The 15,151-nt window shown below is 51.2% G+C and carries 13 protein-coding genes; 6 read left to right on the top strand and 7 right to left on the bottom strand.

Going from position 1 to position 15,151, the window contains the following annotated elements; genetic code table 11:
- Positions 1 to 250: YhgE/Pip domain-containing protein (locus tag QW71_RS35030; protein WP_039310335.1), on the bottom strand; the 250-nt coding region annotated here is incomplete at its 3' end.
- A gap of 329 nt (positions 251 to 579) precedes the next feature.
- Between QW71_RS35030 and QW71_RS35025 the strand changes: the two genes are divergently transcribed.
- The 3 genes from QW71_RS35025 to QW71_RS40735 all read left to right on the top strand — a co-directional run bounded on the left by QW71_RS35025 (position 580) and on the right by QW71_RS40735 (position 4,711).
- The gene (locus tag QW71_RS35025) at positions 580 to 1,107 is read left to right on the top strand and encodes a hypothetical protein (protein WP_039310333.1); all 528 of its coding nucleotides are present in this window, start codon (positions 580 to 582) and stop codon (positions 1,105 to 1,107) included.
- 628 nt (positions 1,108 to 1,735) lie between these two features.
- Positions 1,736 to 4,339, top strand: a complete 2,604-nt coding sequence (locus QW71_RS35020; RefSeq protein WP_306766090.1) for a beta-L-arabinofuranosidase domain-containing protein — start codon at positions 1,736 to 1,738, stop codon at positions 4,337 to 4,339.
- 204 nt (positions 4,340 to 4,543) lie between these two features.
- A complete protein-coding gene (locus QW71_RS40735; protein ID WP_160311862.1) occupies positions 4,544 to 4,711 on the top strand; it encodes a hypothetical protein in 168 nt (55 codons plus the stop codon).
- Positions 4,712 to 4,947: 236 nt separating this feature from the next.
- Here QW71_RS40735 and QW71_RS35015 read toward each other — a convergent pair whose 3' ends face one another.
- The 4 genes from QW71_RS35015 to QW71_RS35000 form a co-directional block, all read right to left on the bottom strand.
- Positions 4,948 to 6,861, bottom strand: coding sequence for a beta-L-arabinofuranosidase domain-containing protein (locus QW71_RS35015; protein ID WP_039310331.1), 1,914 nt, complete (start codon positions 6,859 to 6,861; stop codon positions 4,948 to 4,950).
- Positions 6,862 to 6,876: 15 nt separating this feature from the next.
- Positions 6,877 to 7,782, bottom strand: coding sequence for a carbohydrate ABC transporter permease (locus QW71_RS35010; protein WP_047014143.1), 906 nt, complete (start codon positions 7,780 to 7,782; stop codon positions 6,877 to 6,879).
- Between the two features lie 27 nt (positions 7,783 to 7,809).
- The gene (locus tag QW71_RS35005) at positions 7,810 to 8,766 is read right to left on the bottom strand and encodes a sugar ABC transporter permease (protein WP_042134843.1); all 957 of its coding nucleotides are present in this window, start codon (positions 8,764 to 8,766) and stop codon (positions 7,810 to 7,812) included.
- A 134-nt stretch (positions 8,767 to 8,900) separates the two neighbouring features.
- A complete protein-coding gene (locus QW71_RS35000; RefSeq protein WP_039310330.1) occupies positions 8,901 to 10,529 on the bottom strand; it encodes an extracellular solute-binding protein in 1,629 nt (542 codons plus the stop codon).
- Between the two features lie 453 nt (positions 10,530 to 10,982).
- On the opposite strand from QW71_RS35000, the gene QW71_RS34995 reads away from it, so the two are divergent.
- The 3 genes from QW71_RS34995 to QW71_RS34985 all read left to right on the top strand — a co-directional run bounded on the left by QW71_RS34995 (position 10,983) and on the right by QW71_RS34985 (position 13,882).
- On the top strand, positions 10,983 to 11,837 hold the full coding sequence (locus tag QW71_RS34995; protein WP_039310329.1) for an AraC family transcriptional regulator: 855 nt from the start codon (positions 10,983 to 10,985) through the stop codon (positions 11,835 to 11,837).
- 184 nt (positions 11,838 to 12,021) lie between these two features.
- Positions 12,022 to 12,618: a sigma-70 family RNA polymerase sigma factor gene (locus QW71_RS34990; protein WP_039310328.1), complete on the top strand. Its 597-nt coding sequence runs from the start codon at positions 12,022 to 12,024 to the stop codon at positions 12,616 to 12,618.
- Positions 12,557 to 13,882, top strand: a complete 1,326-nt coding sequence (locus tag QW71_RS34985; protein ID WP_039310327.1) for a DUF4179 domain-containing protein — start codon at positions 12,557 to 12,559, stop codon at positions 13,880 to 13,882. The genes QW71_RS34990 and QW71_RS34985 overlap by 62 nt, the downstream gene beginning before the upstream one ends.
- 775 nt (positions 13,883 to 14,657) lie before the next feature.
- Here QW71_RS34985 and QW71_RS40280 read toward each other — a convergent pair.
- Both QW71_RS40280 and QW71_RS34980 read right to left on the bottom strand, forming a co-directional pair.
- Positions 14,658 to 14,810, bottom strand: a complete 153-nt coding sequence (locus QW71_RS40280) for a family 43 glycosylhydrolase (RefSeq protein ID WP_152679940.1) — start codon at positions 14,808 to 14,810, stop codon at positions 14,658 to 14,660.
- Positions 14,798 to 15,151: family 43 glycosylhydrolase (locus QW71_RS34980; protein ID WP_039310326.1), on the bottom strand; the 354-nt coding region annotated here is incomplete at its 5' end. The genes QW71_RS40280 and QW71_RS34980, both read right to left, overlap by 13 nt.

The following is a 15,151-nucleotide window of genomic DNA, read 5'->3' as shown; positions in this document are numbered from 1 at the left end:
CCCCCCGCCGCACCCCGTCCACCGCAGCCTCCGCATCTGTAAACCGCCAGCCGAGTGTTTTATTGCTCCGCAGGCTTTCCAGTACCTCCGCACCGATATTGAAGCTTGTACCCTGCACGGCCGCACCTTCATCCAGACTGGCTACGGCGATTTTGATCCCGGAGGTGTTGCTGTACGGGTCCCATACGGCCGCCACATTCACCCAGTCATAGACTGAGGGCAGCACAACAAGCGCTGCAATCAGCAGCATGGCCACAGGTATCCTAAATAGCCTCAGCCAATCTCTCTTGTATATTTGCCAGATCTCCTTCAATCCCAGTCACCTCTCAGCCGATAGTTGGATAACTTAATATGCCCCGGATTAAGGCTTTATACGACGATGACTGGCAACGGGAGGATGGTGGAGGTAAGCAACCCAATAATTGGAGTGGCTCTGGCAGGGAGATTTGAAAATTTATTTGCAACATTTCTTGAAAATCAACGTTATTAGGGTATGAACACGTTTGAGAACTATACCGAAGGGTAATTAGGTATATAGACTTACACCGTGTCATATTATGCCAAGGGGGAAATTCCACCATGTTAAAAAACAAAAATGTCTATCTGTTTCCTGTATTGGTCCTGTTGTTCCTCTCCCTCGTGACTACGGCCAGCACGACCATGAAGACCGCAGAAGCCCGGAGCAGCGATCATATCCAGCACTTGACGGTTTACATACACGCACTCGAAACCAATAAGGGTCAAACCACCCTTACCGGGGACGAAATTGCATGGTACGAAGGCGCAGCAGCCGATGCTATCTTTGCTGAACGTGAGCCTGAAGCCGCAGCCGAAATCGGCGGTGTACCCGACGGTTACTATATCGTGAATGACAGCGATTCGCTGACTTCCTACCCGGTAGCCCCTAATGCCAAAGTAACTATGCAGATCTACGACCACACTGGTAATATTGAGGAACTGGACATTAACTGGAACGAGGCGCTCAGCCTGCAGCAGTTCACTCAGGAATTTGCCAAAACTGATGTTTTCGATCTAAGCCAATCTCCTTACCACATCACCATCCAGAACGGGCAGATCGTCTCCATCGTGCAGCAGTACACACCTTAAGTAAGATATATGGGTTCAATTAGCTTTATTGTCTATCACGCGCAAGCCGCAGTCTGTTGCCCCAAGCAGCAGCTGCGGTTTTTTGTGTGCCTTTTAGCCGGCTGATCAATCAGCGGCCCTAACGATTCTGCGGAAGGGCTGAACAGAAAGCCTGACCTCCAAAAAGCTTCCGCCCCACGGATTCACGAATCGGCTCCGAAGAGTCGAATCGGCAGGGAAGCGGACTGAGAATCCTTTATTCAGCTGATTTTCGCTGTTTTCACCACCATGCGGACTGGAGATCGCTTATTTTCTCTGGAAACAGAGATTTGGACGATGATTTGGAGCATAACGGAACTGTAGTCCGCTTCAGGCTGAAAATGGTGAGTTTCGAGAAAATAACGGCTCTGGAGTCCGCATAGAGTTTTGGATGCCCATATTCCAACGATTGATGACAACGCAGTAGCAAACAGCGGGGTTCGGGGATTCGGGGGTACTTTTCTCTTGTCCCACTACCCCTCGAAAATCTAACCTTTTCACACATATTCGAACCTATCACTATTTACCCTTAAGCCCTTTAAATATAAGCTTATTCATAGGATACCCCCTTGCTTTAACACTATAGAATCCATAGGAATGGTGATAAAAAGTGACAATTACACCCCAAACGCAGTCTGCGGCCCAGACTCAGGGCAAACCCATGTATCAGGAGTACCGCATGCATCAGGTTTCCATCGCCGATCCGTATATCGTCAACGCCTTTGCCAAAGAAATAGAGTACCTCACCAGCTTGGAACCTGACCGTCTGCTGGCCGGCTTCCGTGAGAACCGGGGACTGCCGAAGAAGAGCGAGAAGTATCCGGGCTGGGAGAATACCGAAATCCGCGGGCATACGCTGGGCCATTATCTCTCTGCCTTGTCCCAGGCTTATGCCACCACCCAAGATGATGCGCTTGCGTTCAGACTGGAATACCTGCTCAGTGAGCTTGCACTGTGCCAGCATGAGAGCGGTTACCTGTCAGCGTTCGATGAGCAGCTGTTCGATAATGTCGAGAATAGACAGCCTGCCTGGGTGCCTTGGTACACAATGCACAAGATTATCGCCGGACTCACCGCCGCCTACTCTGCCACCGGCAGCTCAACAGCGTATAGCGTAGCGAACAAGCTGGGGGATTGGGTGTACAATCGTACGGCTTCCTGGTCAGATGAGATCCAGCAGCGCGTATTATCCGTCGAATATGGCGGGATGAATGACTGCCTTTATGAGCTGTACAAAATCAGCGGCAACGCTAACCACTTAAGCGCCGCCCACAGCTTTGACGAGCTGACTTTGTTCACTCCGGTCCATGAAGGCAAAGATATCCTCAAAGGCAAACATGCCAATACTACCATTCCGAAGTTCCTCGGTGCGCTGAACCGTTACCGGACCCTTGGGGAGAGTGAGGTCTTTTATCTGGAGGCCGCCGGGCGGTTCTGGGATATGGTTGTGCATCATCACAGCTACATTACCGGCGGCAACAGCGAGTGGGAGCATTTCGGCGATCCGGATATGCTGGACCGGGAACGCTCCAATTTCACAGCGGAGACCTGCAACACCTATAACATGCTGAAGCTGACACGCGAGCTGTTCAAAATCACCGGAGACTCCAAATACGCCGGGTTCTACGAGAATACGTATCTGAATGCGATCGTGTCCTCACAGCATCCGCATACCGGGATGACGATGTATTTTCAGCCCATGGCGACGGGTTACTTCAAAGTGTACAGCTCACCGTTCGAGCATTTCTGGTGCTGCACCGGAACCGGCATGGAGAGCTTCACCAAGCTGAATGACAGCCTATATTTCTATGATGCCGCAAGCATTGTGGTCAATCAGTACCTAAGCTCCACCCTCCACTCCAGTGAACACGGGCTAAAGCTGACACAATCGGCCAATTTGCCTTATAGCGATGCTGTACAATTCACAATAAACACCCTGCAGCCTCAGGCCAGTCCCCTTGCGCTCAAGCTTCGTATGCCGGACTGGCTGGCCGGTGAAGCGGAGCTCCTATTGAACGGAGAACCTGTCAATGCTGTATTCAACAGGAGCGGAACATATGCTGTAGTGGGCAGAGTATGGGAAGACGGCGATACTCTGCTGCTCCGGCTGCCGATGAAGCTTGCTTACTTCAATCTCCCGGATGCCCGGCATGTTGCAGCCTTCAAATACGGGCCAGCAGTGCTCAGCGCCGCACTGGGCCGGAGTGATCTGGCTGTGTCTGCCACAGGTGTGGATGTCAGTGTTCCGACCCGCAATATGCTGGTGAAGGATTTCATCACCACGGTGAACGAGAGTCCGGAGGTGTGGCTGGAGCAGTTGGCAGACCGCTGTGTCCGCCTGGAGCAGAATGAACTGGCGTTTGCGCTTCAGGGAACGGATGAAGACAACCGGCTGGTATTTACGCCCCATTATAAGCAGCATAATGAGCGTTACGGCATCTATTGGCGGCTGGTGGAAGCCGATTCGGCGGAGCTGCAGCAGCATATTCTGCAGGGCAAAATCCGGCAGCGTGTGCAGGATGCCACCCTTGACAGTCTGCCTGTCGGCAATGACCAATACGAGCTGGAGCACGGAATTCAAGGGGAGAATACCTCTGTGGCTACATGGGACGGATACAATATCCGCAAGGCGGAGAATGGCGGCTGGTTCAGCTACCGGCTGAAGGTGGCGCCGCAGAGTGACAACTACCTCTCGGTTACCTATTTCTCCGGCAGCAACGGCAAGGAGATCGCTATTTATGTGGACGGTGAGCTGATCAGCCGCGAAATTCTGCACACCGATCAGGCGCGCAGCTTCTACAACCGGAGTTATCTTATCCCGGCTGAAGTCATCAGCGGCAAGAGCGAAGTGGAGGTCAAATTCGTCATTCCGGGGCAGGAAAATGGCATATTCGATCTGCTGCGCATGATGACCGGCTACAGCCGTAGCGCCGGGCTGCGCCAGCTTGCTTTTAGCGAAGGCACGCTCTCGGCTCCCTTCAGCAGCGGCGTAACCGCTTATACCCTGACTATTCCGCAAGCGGCCGGCAGCATACAGCTGAATGTCACACCAGAGCATAAGAATGCCCTGGTCTATGCGGGCGGAATCCTGATCGAGGATTCGCTCCCGCGCCGGGTTAAGCTGACCGGGAACCGCACGACGCTGAACCTCACGGTTAAGGCAGAAGATCATACGACGGAGCAGGAATATGTGATTTCAATCGTGAAGGAATAAGTACGATATATAAGCTGCACTTTAGACAACCCACCTGCAGGTTACCGGTCAGACACATTGGGGCTGGCGGAATACGTCAATGCCCTGCACTTGATTCGTGACCTGCAGCAGAATGGAGACTTCTTCGGAAGCACAGTAGACAAAAATGTTGTACGTTTTGCAACTTGGATTGATGGCTAGCCGTGTGTCCGGGAGGATTGTTGTATGAAATACAAGAATAATCCTCCTAAACCGCTGGAAAAAGCTGGAATCCTGCATTTGATACAACAATTTTGGATTTCGGCCGATAAGACGAGGGAAATGTTGTATTCTGTGCAGGATTTTATGAATGTTAGTGAAAGTCAGCTGATCTCTGCCACAGAAAGCGGATGAATCAAGGGCTTCCTGCGACAACAGGCGAACCCGTACTCATACTCATACTCATACCCATACTCGTACCCATACCCAGAGAGGTACTTCTACTCTTTTATACAAACTTCTTGACGCTACGCCGGAGGTTCAAATATTCACAAGGTGAAGGTTAGTTTTATGTTCAGGTTTTATGTTAAAGTTTTATGTTAAAGTTTTATGTTCAGGTTTTATGTTCAGCTTATCTAGCAACGCTCGTATTACGGTTCATAACCACAACAAACAATCCAGCCGCTAACGCGGCTGGGGATTTCGTTATACATATAATACCACTGCATTTCTCCGATTTTGTAATATGGCTTGAAGCTGCGGGTCAGATGAGTGTATCCTGCCACATGGCCTTTGTCCGTCTCAAAGGTATACGGCTGCCCTTCAGCCGGGTGTATCCAGCCGGACGGGTCGGCCGTATCGCCGATGAACCGGGTCATCTTATCGGCTACCAGCACCAGCGGGCCGTAGCTCAAGGCGGCAATGCCGGGATTCGCGGCATCCACAGCTCTGAAATAGAGGGAGAACGGGAAGTCGATCTCCACGATGTCCCCATCGCTCCATTCCCTGTGGACTGAAGCCCACTCCCCGGGCACAATCGCCGTCTCCACCTTCTCCCCGTTGATCTTCAAGCTGTTCAGTCCTGTGGCCCACGCCGGAACGCGCAGCTTCAGCCCGAACTCTGCACTTCCCTCCAGGCTGATCCTCAGCTTGGCCGGACCCTCCACTTCCGGATACTGCGAATAGTTTTCCACCGTAATATCCATGCCGTCTTTGGCCCACTTCACCCGGGAAGGCAGATACTGCGTTACATACAAGCTATCCTCACTGTGATAGTAGAGCATATTGCTATACTCCGCGACATCCTGCGGGAAGGTACCTGTGCAGCACTGCCACTCGAAATTATGCCCGCCCTCCTGCAGTCTCCGGTCCTCCACCGTCTTCACTGCACCATCCAGAAAGTAGTTGGCATAATACATCACTCTTCCGTCCGGCTTCACCGGGAGCTGCGCACCCGTCCCGTTATACAGCAGCTTCTCCACCCAGTCGCCATACTTGGCTTCCCCGGTATATTGCAGCAGGTAGTTACAGAATTTGAACACGGCCCAGGCACAGCAGGAGACCTCGCAGCTGCCCCAGGTGTCATTGCGGGTGACTTCCGTCCCGGCGAAATTGGTATAGGTCAGGCTCGACAACGTAGAGTCCCAGGTGGATTTCAGTGAATCCCCCAGATAGCCCTCCTTCTCCGTGAACAGGCATTCCGCAGGCCCATAGCCGCCGGTGGCAAATATATGATGGGCCGTAAGCTCATCGTAAGCGATCTTCATCGCCGACAGATAACGTTCATCCCCGGTCACTTCATAGGCGCGCGCCGCGCTGGATAGACTGTTCACCTGGCTGTAGGCATGGCGCGGGCCGATATTAAAATCATGGCTGTTCAGCTTATCCCACAAGTAATCGTAGTCCCATACCTTGGCGAAGTCCTTGTATTTCTCCTCTCCGGTCAGCTGATACGCACGGTACAGATTCTCCGGCAGCGTGTACCATTCGATCATATGACTGGACCACAGCCCGTGGTCCTGCAGCCCGTCGCGGGCAATATCCTGCTTGAAGCGGGCCATTGCCGCCTCCGTCAGCTTCAGCACATAAGGGAGAATCCGCTCATAGCCCAGATACTCATACAGATCGAGGAAACCGCCGAACAGCTTCTCATAGACATAGGTGTCATTGTCGAATAATTCAGCGGACTGCTCGGCGCAGGCGATCCACTCCCCTGCGAGCAGCTCCGCTTTCTCCTGCAGTCTGAAATCTCCTGTCACCCGGTACAGCTTCGCATACGCCCCCAGCTTCTGGCCGAAGGTGCTTGCCCCCGCCCCGTACCAGCCGGCTAGACCGTCAGCCTCCGAGGGCACACCCGCTTTGACCCGGAAAATATGCAGCAGATCCTCATCCGGGATGCCCAGATACATCTCGATGGTCTCATCCTGCTGCTGCTTCCAATGGCCGGGCTTAAGCGCAACATGGCTGTAGCCGAAGGTCTGCATGGCATGGGCTATTTTCACCGTACCCGGCTGGTACAACATGCCTGAGTCTACTGTCGCATGATTCTTCGCACCTGTGTTCATCACTCAACCTCCTCATTAACCTTTGACCGAGCCGATCATAACCCCTTTATCGAAGTACTTCTGGATGAACGGATACACAATCAGAATCGGCAGGGTAGATACGATGATGACCCCGTACTTCACCTGGTCCGCATACTGCTGGGCATAACCTCCGGCTGAACCGCCCGCTCCCGCCCCTTGGGAGAACACCTGGTTGGACAGCAGAATATCTCTCAGCACAATCTGCAGCGGCTGCAGGTTATTGCTGCGGATGTAGATCAGTCCGGTGAAGAAGTCATTCCAGTGGGCAACGAGATAATACAGTCCGATAACCGAAACCACCGCTTTGGAGAGCGGCAGGGCCACCTTCAGGAAGAATTTGAAATGCGTACAGCCATCCATTGAAGCGGCCTCAAACAGCTCTCTCGGGATCGAAGTCTCGAAGAACGAACGGGCAATGATCAGATTATAGACATTCACGCAGAACGGGATAATGAATACCCACATCGTATTCGTCATATGCATATCCTTCATCAGCAGGTAGGTCGGAATCAGTCCGCCGTTGAAGAACAGCGTAATGACAAACGTCAGCATCAGAAACCGCCGGGCCCGGAACTCCTGTCTGGACAGCACATATGCCGCAGGCAGGGTGAACAGCAGATTCACGGCCGTCCCGAGCACCGTATAGAGCAGTGTATTGCTGTACCCCGTCCAGATCCGCGCATCCTTGAAAATTTCACTATAGCCGAAGAAGCTGATATTCTTGGGGTAGATCGTCACCTGGCCCGTCGACACCAGCGTGGAATCACTGACAGAGGCGATAATGACGAAATACAGCGGGTACACAATGCTCAAAAAAATGAGCAGGCAGACCAGATAGACCACGGCATCGAAGAGGATGTCGGTCTTATTTTTGCTTTTACTCTCATTGATAAGCTGCATGCTGCTCCACTCCTTCCGTTAGCTCTGCTACCACAGGCTGATATCCGAGGATTTCCGGGCAATCATATTCATCGCGTAAAGGAACACAAAGTTGATCACGGTATTAAACAGCCCGATGGCGGCGGAATAGCTGAACTGGTTGCTGATAATCCCGATTTTGTAGACATAGGTTGCGATGACCTCGGACACCGGAAGGTTCAGGGCATTCTGCATCAGGAACACCTTCTCGAACCCCGTACTGAGCACATTCCCCATACTGAGCACGAACAGAATAATAATGGTTGGAATCAGCGCCGGAATATCCACATGCTTGATCGTCTGCCAGCGGCTGGCCCCGTCGATTTTGGAGGAATCATAGAGCTGCGGGTCCACAGTAGACAGTGCGGCCAGATAGATGATGCTGTTCCATCCGCAATGCTGCCAGATCTCCGACAGCACATACACCGGAACGAACGTCCCCGTCGAGCCCAGCAGGTTGACATCGCCCAGTCCGACCGAGCTGAGGATATGCCCGATTACCCCCGAATTCGGGGAGAGCAATACATTCAGCAGCCCCACCATAACGACGATGGAGATAAAATGCGGCAGATACACGGTAGTCTGGAGCGTTTTTTTGGCGCGCTTCCAGCGCACCTGGTTGATCAGCAGCGCCAGAATGATCGGCGCCGGGAAGCTTAGAATTACAGTGGCGAGACTGATCGCCACCGTGTTTTTCATTAGATCGGCAAACATATAGCTGTCAAAAAACTGCCGAAAATAGAACAGTCCTCTCCATGCGCCCCCGGTCAGCCCTTTGCTGAAATCATAATCGCGGAACGCCAGCTGAATGCCGTACATCGGGATATAGTTGAAGATGAAGATTACGACAATGGCCGGAAAAATCATAATCCACAGCTGATGATCCCGCTTGAAGGTATTCAGTACGGTGGGCTTCTTATGCGCCCTTGGCTGAGCCGGATGCTCATACAGATTCTTCGATATCATCAGAACCACCCCTTCCGTCAAGGAGCCGGAACAAGCAGTCTCAGCCTGGTTGTCCGCTGACGCTTCTTCCGGTCCCGGTTTCTCTTATGCACCTGTGCCTCGATTAATGGCGTGTTAGCTGCTGCAAGACTGTATTACTGATTCTTCTTGTAGTCATCGTAATATTTCTGAATGATCTCAATATTCTTGTCTACCCCGGTCTTCCCGATATTCTTCACGTAGTCATCCCACTCGGCATCAATGCCGCCCTTGGTAATCCATTGCGACCATTTCGACAGGGCGAGAGACATCATACCGGTGTTATTCAAGCTCATCGTGTTGTTATCCGCCGCGCTGTACTTGATGAACATGCTTGGCAGCACATCCGTATCCTTATTGATCCCGTCCAGCGCTGCTTTGAGGGGCTCGGTCTGGCTGCCGACAGACTGCATATCCGTCCCCAGCGTCAGCTTGAGGGAATCCGCAATATACATAGCCCCGTTATCGGCCCAGGAGGAGGTCCATTTCCAGGTACCAGGGTCCATCGCTGCATCCGCAGGAGGCAGAATACTGTAGCTGCCGTCTCCATTGTCACCGATATTCGTCCCGAGGGAGCCGAACAGCACCTGCATACTTACAGTAGGATCATACAATTCATTGATGAACTTCATGGCCGCTTCCTTGTGTTTGGATTTGGCGGATATTTGTACTGCATTCACCCCATAGTTCAGGGAGTTGTAATCATAGCTCCAGGATATCTTGCTGGTGGAATCAGCCGATACTTTGAGCGGAGACATCGAGGTATACTGCGGAGCCAGCGTATTTCCGACTCTGTCCGTTACCTCCCAGCCCCAGGTGAAGCCGACGGCTGCTGTCTCACCGTTGCCGCGGGCAACGGACTGGTATTTGGTATAGTCCTGGGTGAACACTTCAGGATTGATCAGTCCGGCACTGAAGCATTTGTTCAGGAACGCGACCAGCGTTTTGTAACGCTCATCCGTGAAGAAGTTCTTCACCTTGCCGTCTTCGACGAAATAACCCAGTCCGCTGTTATCCGTCAGCGTGATCCCTTCGCTGCCCATCAGCACCGTCGGCATAAAGGCTCCGAACGCTACAGTTCCAGTAGGGGCAAAATCCATCGGAATTTCGTCATTCTTATCGCCGTTTCCGTTGGCATCCTCATCCTTGAATGCTTTCAGCACATCGAACAGCTCATCCCAGTTTGTCGGCATCTGCAAGCCGAGATTGTCCAGCCACTTCTGGTTGATGAACTGGCGTGTTGTGGTTTCCGGCCAGAATCTCTGGTATTTGGGCAGGCCGTAGATTTTACCGTCCAGCTGTGTGGCTATCACTTTGGTCTCCGGTTTGGCATCGAACATCGCCTGTACGTTAGGGCCGTAATCCTTGATCAGTCCGGTCATATCCTCGAAGAGGCCCGGGAACTGCGAGAAATCGGCATCCGTAATGGAATTTACGCCTACAATCAGGTCAGGAATATCACCGCTGGCGAGCAGTGTGCCCTTCTTCTGATCCCAGTCCGCCGTGACCTCCTGCCACTCAATTTCAACGCCGGCGCGTTCCTCGGCCTCCTGCAGCCATTTCATTTTGGAGAATTCCTGGGTCAGCGGATGTTTAGTCATAATTGCCGTAAGCTTCACCTTCTTGCCCGTATCTCCGCCACCGGCAGCATCTGTATCTGTATTTGTATTGTTGCCGCCGGAGCATCCCGATAACGCCGCCGCACTGAGCATAAGCGCGAGCATACCCGTTAGTAACTTCTTCATTTTGTATCCTCCCTTTTTCTGTCCGCCTCTATGGTAAAGCAAGATATACTTCAACATTTGCTAAAATTAAACGAAACCGCTTCTGTATTTTCGGATTCTCCCTTGAATAATTCAGCTTGAATTTGTATCTGTATTTTTGCCCGCACAAAAATGTATACGCTTACATTAGAATCTAAAAAAATTTCGCCTCGCTATTCGTAGCGCAAATTCCATATTTCACAAGCTTTTAGCCTCATCTCCTTTGCCTGAATATGGGTTAAGTTTGTCTGTTTGTCTTATCTACAGCTTAACCTTATTTCAAATTCGGATAAATAGTTTAATGTTCGAATATGTGTAAAAAGGTTAGTCATTACCTAAACTTTTTATTCGGGAAGCGCTTTACTTCATGCCGGGATTAAGGAATAATAAAGGTTAGAAGAAGTGTACTAAAGTCAGAAAAAAGGGGACATGCAAATGACTGCCTTCGAGCTGATTGTGGATAAGCCAGTGAATCTGGAGATTACCGGCAAGTTTGTCGCCCCCTCCGCAGAGTGGATTCACCTGAGCAGAATTTTGCAGGATTACGAGCTTATCGTTATGACCGAAGGAGTGCTCTATCTGGCGGGTGACAACCAGCAATTCGTGGTCTCCAAAGGAGAGTATCTGCTCCTCCCCCCGCTCACCAAGCAATACGGGTACAAGCCCTCTGAATGCAGTTTCTACTGGCTGCACTTTCATTCCACAAGCGGAATTCAGGTTGCCGATCTCGCTCCCCGTACCTATGACAAGGAAGATAACCGGATTCTACTGCCTCAGTACGGAACCCTCCGGAGCCTGGAGAAAATCATCGTAATGATGAAGCAGCTGCAGGATTCAGTGCGGGGTTACAATCAGACTACTCTCAACAACTATATGACTACTGTGATTCTGTGCGAGCTCTACAACCAGACCTGTCATACCGATGCTGATCCGCTCAAGAAAACGAAGCAGGAGCAACTATATAACGATATTGTGGACTACATCAAGTGGAGCCGCAGTGAGCACATCAAGGTATCACAAATCGCCGCCTACTTCGGCTACAATGAGAAATATCTCTCCCATCTGTTCACCGTTATCTCCGGGATCTCCCTGAAGCAATATATTCTGCAGCAGAAGATGGAGCTGGCGAAATTCCTGCTGGCCGATACCAACCAGAATGTCAGTGAAGTCTCCCTGCAGCTCGGCTATAAGGATTGCCATAATTTCATGAAATCGTTCAAAAAGATCGTCGGTCTCACCCCCACCGACTTCCGCAACGCCTATGCCAAACGTCTGCTGTTCTATGAGTGAATGAATGAAATAATGAATGAAATAATGAATGAAATAATGATGACTAAAGAAAGCTCATCATACTAATTCCTCCGCGGCTTCCCAGGGGTACTCATTTCCCCCCGGAACAGGCTGTGGAGATTTTTTTGTGCATAATGAACTTTTAGAACCTCTGCGGACTCTTATCTATGAAAGAGGTGAGTACATGAATGTAAGCCGTCTGGTCAGACAGGCACAGCGGGGCAATAAAGAAGCATTACTAGAACTAATCCTGGCCGAACAGGACGCTTATTACCGGCTTGCCTACAGCTATATGGGCAATGAGCATGATGCAATGGATGTCATGGAAGACATGATTGTTACGCTTTACGAGAAGCTGGGGCAGTTGAACAATAGGGAGGCCTTCTACAGCTGGAGCAAAACGATACTCGTGAACCGCTGCAAGACCGTCCTCCGCAAGCAGGAGCGTTATCTTCCCCTGGACGACGAAGACGACCGGGAGCCTTCACTTGCCGCATGGACTGCAGATAACCCCTACCGCTATACGGAGTCTGAGCTGGACATGTCGGCGTTGCTCGCCCAGCTGAATCCGCGGCAGCGGGAAGCGATTGAACTCCGCTATGTTCATGATCTTCCCTATCAGACAATTGCCGATATGACCGATTCACCGGTCGGTACAATCAAGTCAAGAATCTCGCAGGGCATACAGAAACTAAAAGCCATGATCGGAGGTGACCGTTATGAGAACGATCGAGGAGAGATTACAGGAGCATCAGCAGATCATGACCCCATCAGAACTTGAGGGCAGACTTCGAACAGCGCTTGAGCGTGTTCCTGTGAAGACAAGAACCCGGGTTAGAGTGAAAACTTGGGTTGCCTCAGCAGCTGCAGCCTTTATTCTGACGGTGGGTATCTATCAATATCCTGCATTTGCTTATTACGGCGGGAAGCTGTTTAGTAAAAGCGAGCTGGATACCATGGCCTTTTCTGAATTGGCGGACCACGGATACGGACAAAGCGTCCATAAAAGCAAAACGTTTGATGACGGAACGGTTATTACCATTAACGGGGTGATTGCGGACGACAACGCCCTGACGATGTATTACAGCATTGATCCGGCTTCAGGTAGTATATATACCGGCGACTTCCCTGCCGGCAACTATTCTCTCCGTTACGGAGTAGATAAACTGGAAGGGTTCCTGACGGATTCAGATCCTCTGGGGGGGAGCGGCGGAGGCAGCAAAGACGGTACCCGTTACGAGGGAGTATACAAATTCGAGCCAGCCAGCCCTTTCTCCAGAACATTGACCGTTACCTTCAGCGAGCGGCTGGAGAACGGGACAGTGGCACACTATCCTGTCTCCTTCAAATTTGAAGCGAACAAAGCCATGAAAAGCCTGCTTACAGCGGATATTTCCCAAGCTGTTCCGGTGGATCAGGGAACTGTCCACTATGACTCTATTACAGCTTCTCCGACCTCAACCCTTGTGAAGGGGCATTATGAACTGGAAGATGGGGAGACTTCGAGATTTTCGGCTGTAACCAAGCTCTATGTGAATGGGATTGAAGTGAATTACTGGTCCATGCGTTCGGCACGTTCCGGCAAAACAGGACTCACGGATTTTGAAATCGAATACGATGTGCTCCCGACAGACAAGCTGCAAAGTGTTGAACTGGTACTCGATAATTTCACCGGATATGAGAAAATAGAACAGCCTGTCTCCCTGGCCGCACCCTCTGACCGCTCCATTCTGCTTGGCGAGGAGAAGCTCTGGATTCGAAGCGTCACCCGGACCAGTACCGGCTATGATATCGTGATCGCCGGGAAGCAGTTCACCTTCCTCGACACGGAGACTTTAGCTGTTCAAGCCGGAGGAACCACAGTTCCCGTTACTTCAATATCCCAGTCCCGTCCGTGGGATTTGAAGAACGGCAACATCCTGTGGGAGCGGACCTATTCGTTTAATACGGAGGAGGCGCCGCAGCTCCTGCTGCTGGATGGATACCACTACATTAAGACTTATAACAAGACCATAACGGTTCCTATAGATGATAAGAAACAGTAGGGATACACTATTGTCTCCGAGTGCCGCGCCGGGCAGCAGGAGTGGAGTGAGCTTCCTGTGTTCTGTGTTCTGTGTTCTGTGTTCTGTGTTCTATGTTCTATGTTCTGTGTTCTATGTTCTATCCACAATTCGCGGCACAGAGCTTCACCTAGGCACAAATGTTGTACGTTTTACAACTTGGACCCCAATATATCCGGCTGTAAGGGAGGAATGTTGTACGAAATACAAGAATTTTCCGGATAAACTGCCTGGGGGAGGAGAAATGCTGTATTTCATACAACAATCTTGGATTAGGGCCGATATCTTGAGGAAAATGTTGTATTTTGTGCAGGATCTCGCATGAATTCAATAAAAACACTCGGAGCTCCCACACAAACGGCGGGGTAATCAAGAATATCTTAAGATTAGCTTCTGTCACCGATAGTTGTATTCCGTACACTTAAAAGACGGCCAGCAAGCAAATTCGGCCTCTTAATTGTATTCTGTACAACTAAAAGTAGCGAAAAGTGCTCCTTTGCGGCACAAAGGTCAATATAATTGCAGAGAATACAACTATAATACTTACCACGCAATAACTGGTGACTTTAGTTGCACCAAATACAGTTATACCCATCAGATAAAAGCAAGACGCAAAAAATCCCGCTCCCCTGCCAGGGTTGCGGGATTTTTGTGTCTATATAAGCTGAACTTAAGTTCACTCTATATAGCAGAAACTTGCTGCCTCTTGCAGGCCAGTCATCTGCCATTGCGGCTCCAGGTCACGGGAACCGGTCCGTTATTTCCCGCCGTCCTTCACCGGGATACCGAAATCCGGCGTGCCGTCTTCATTCCAATGCAGGCGCTGGGCCCGGGTATGGCGGTTCGGATCGTAGAGCGGATCTCCGGTAATCTCCTTATAGTTGCGGGCATGGTAGATCAGCACATCCAATCCGGCGTGCCGTCTTCATTCCAATGCAGGCGCTGGGCCCGGGTATGGCGGTTCGGATCGTAGAGCGGATCTCCGGTAATCTCCTTATAGTTGCGGGCATGGTAGATCAGCACATCCTCACCGTTCTCATCGACCGTGAAGCTGTTATGCCCCGGGCCGTATTGCCCGTTCTCCTCACTGGTCTTGAAGACCGGTTCAGGATGTTTGGTCCAGGAGGCGGCGTCCAGCAGATCGCTGTCCTCATCCGCCGTGATCAGGCCCATGCAGTAATTATAGTCAGTCGCGCTCGCAGAGAAGCTCATGAAGATCTTGCCGTTACGCTTCAGAACAGCTGCGCCTTC

The sequence above is a fragment of the Paenibacillus sp. IHB B 3415 genome (assembly GCF_000802655.2).
Lineage (GTDB): Bacteria > Bacillota > Bacilli > Paenibacillales > Paenibacillaceae > Paenibacillus_AQ > Paenibacillus_AQ phytohabitans.
This window is presented reverse-complemented; position numbering and strand designations above follow the sequence as displayed.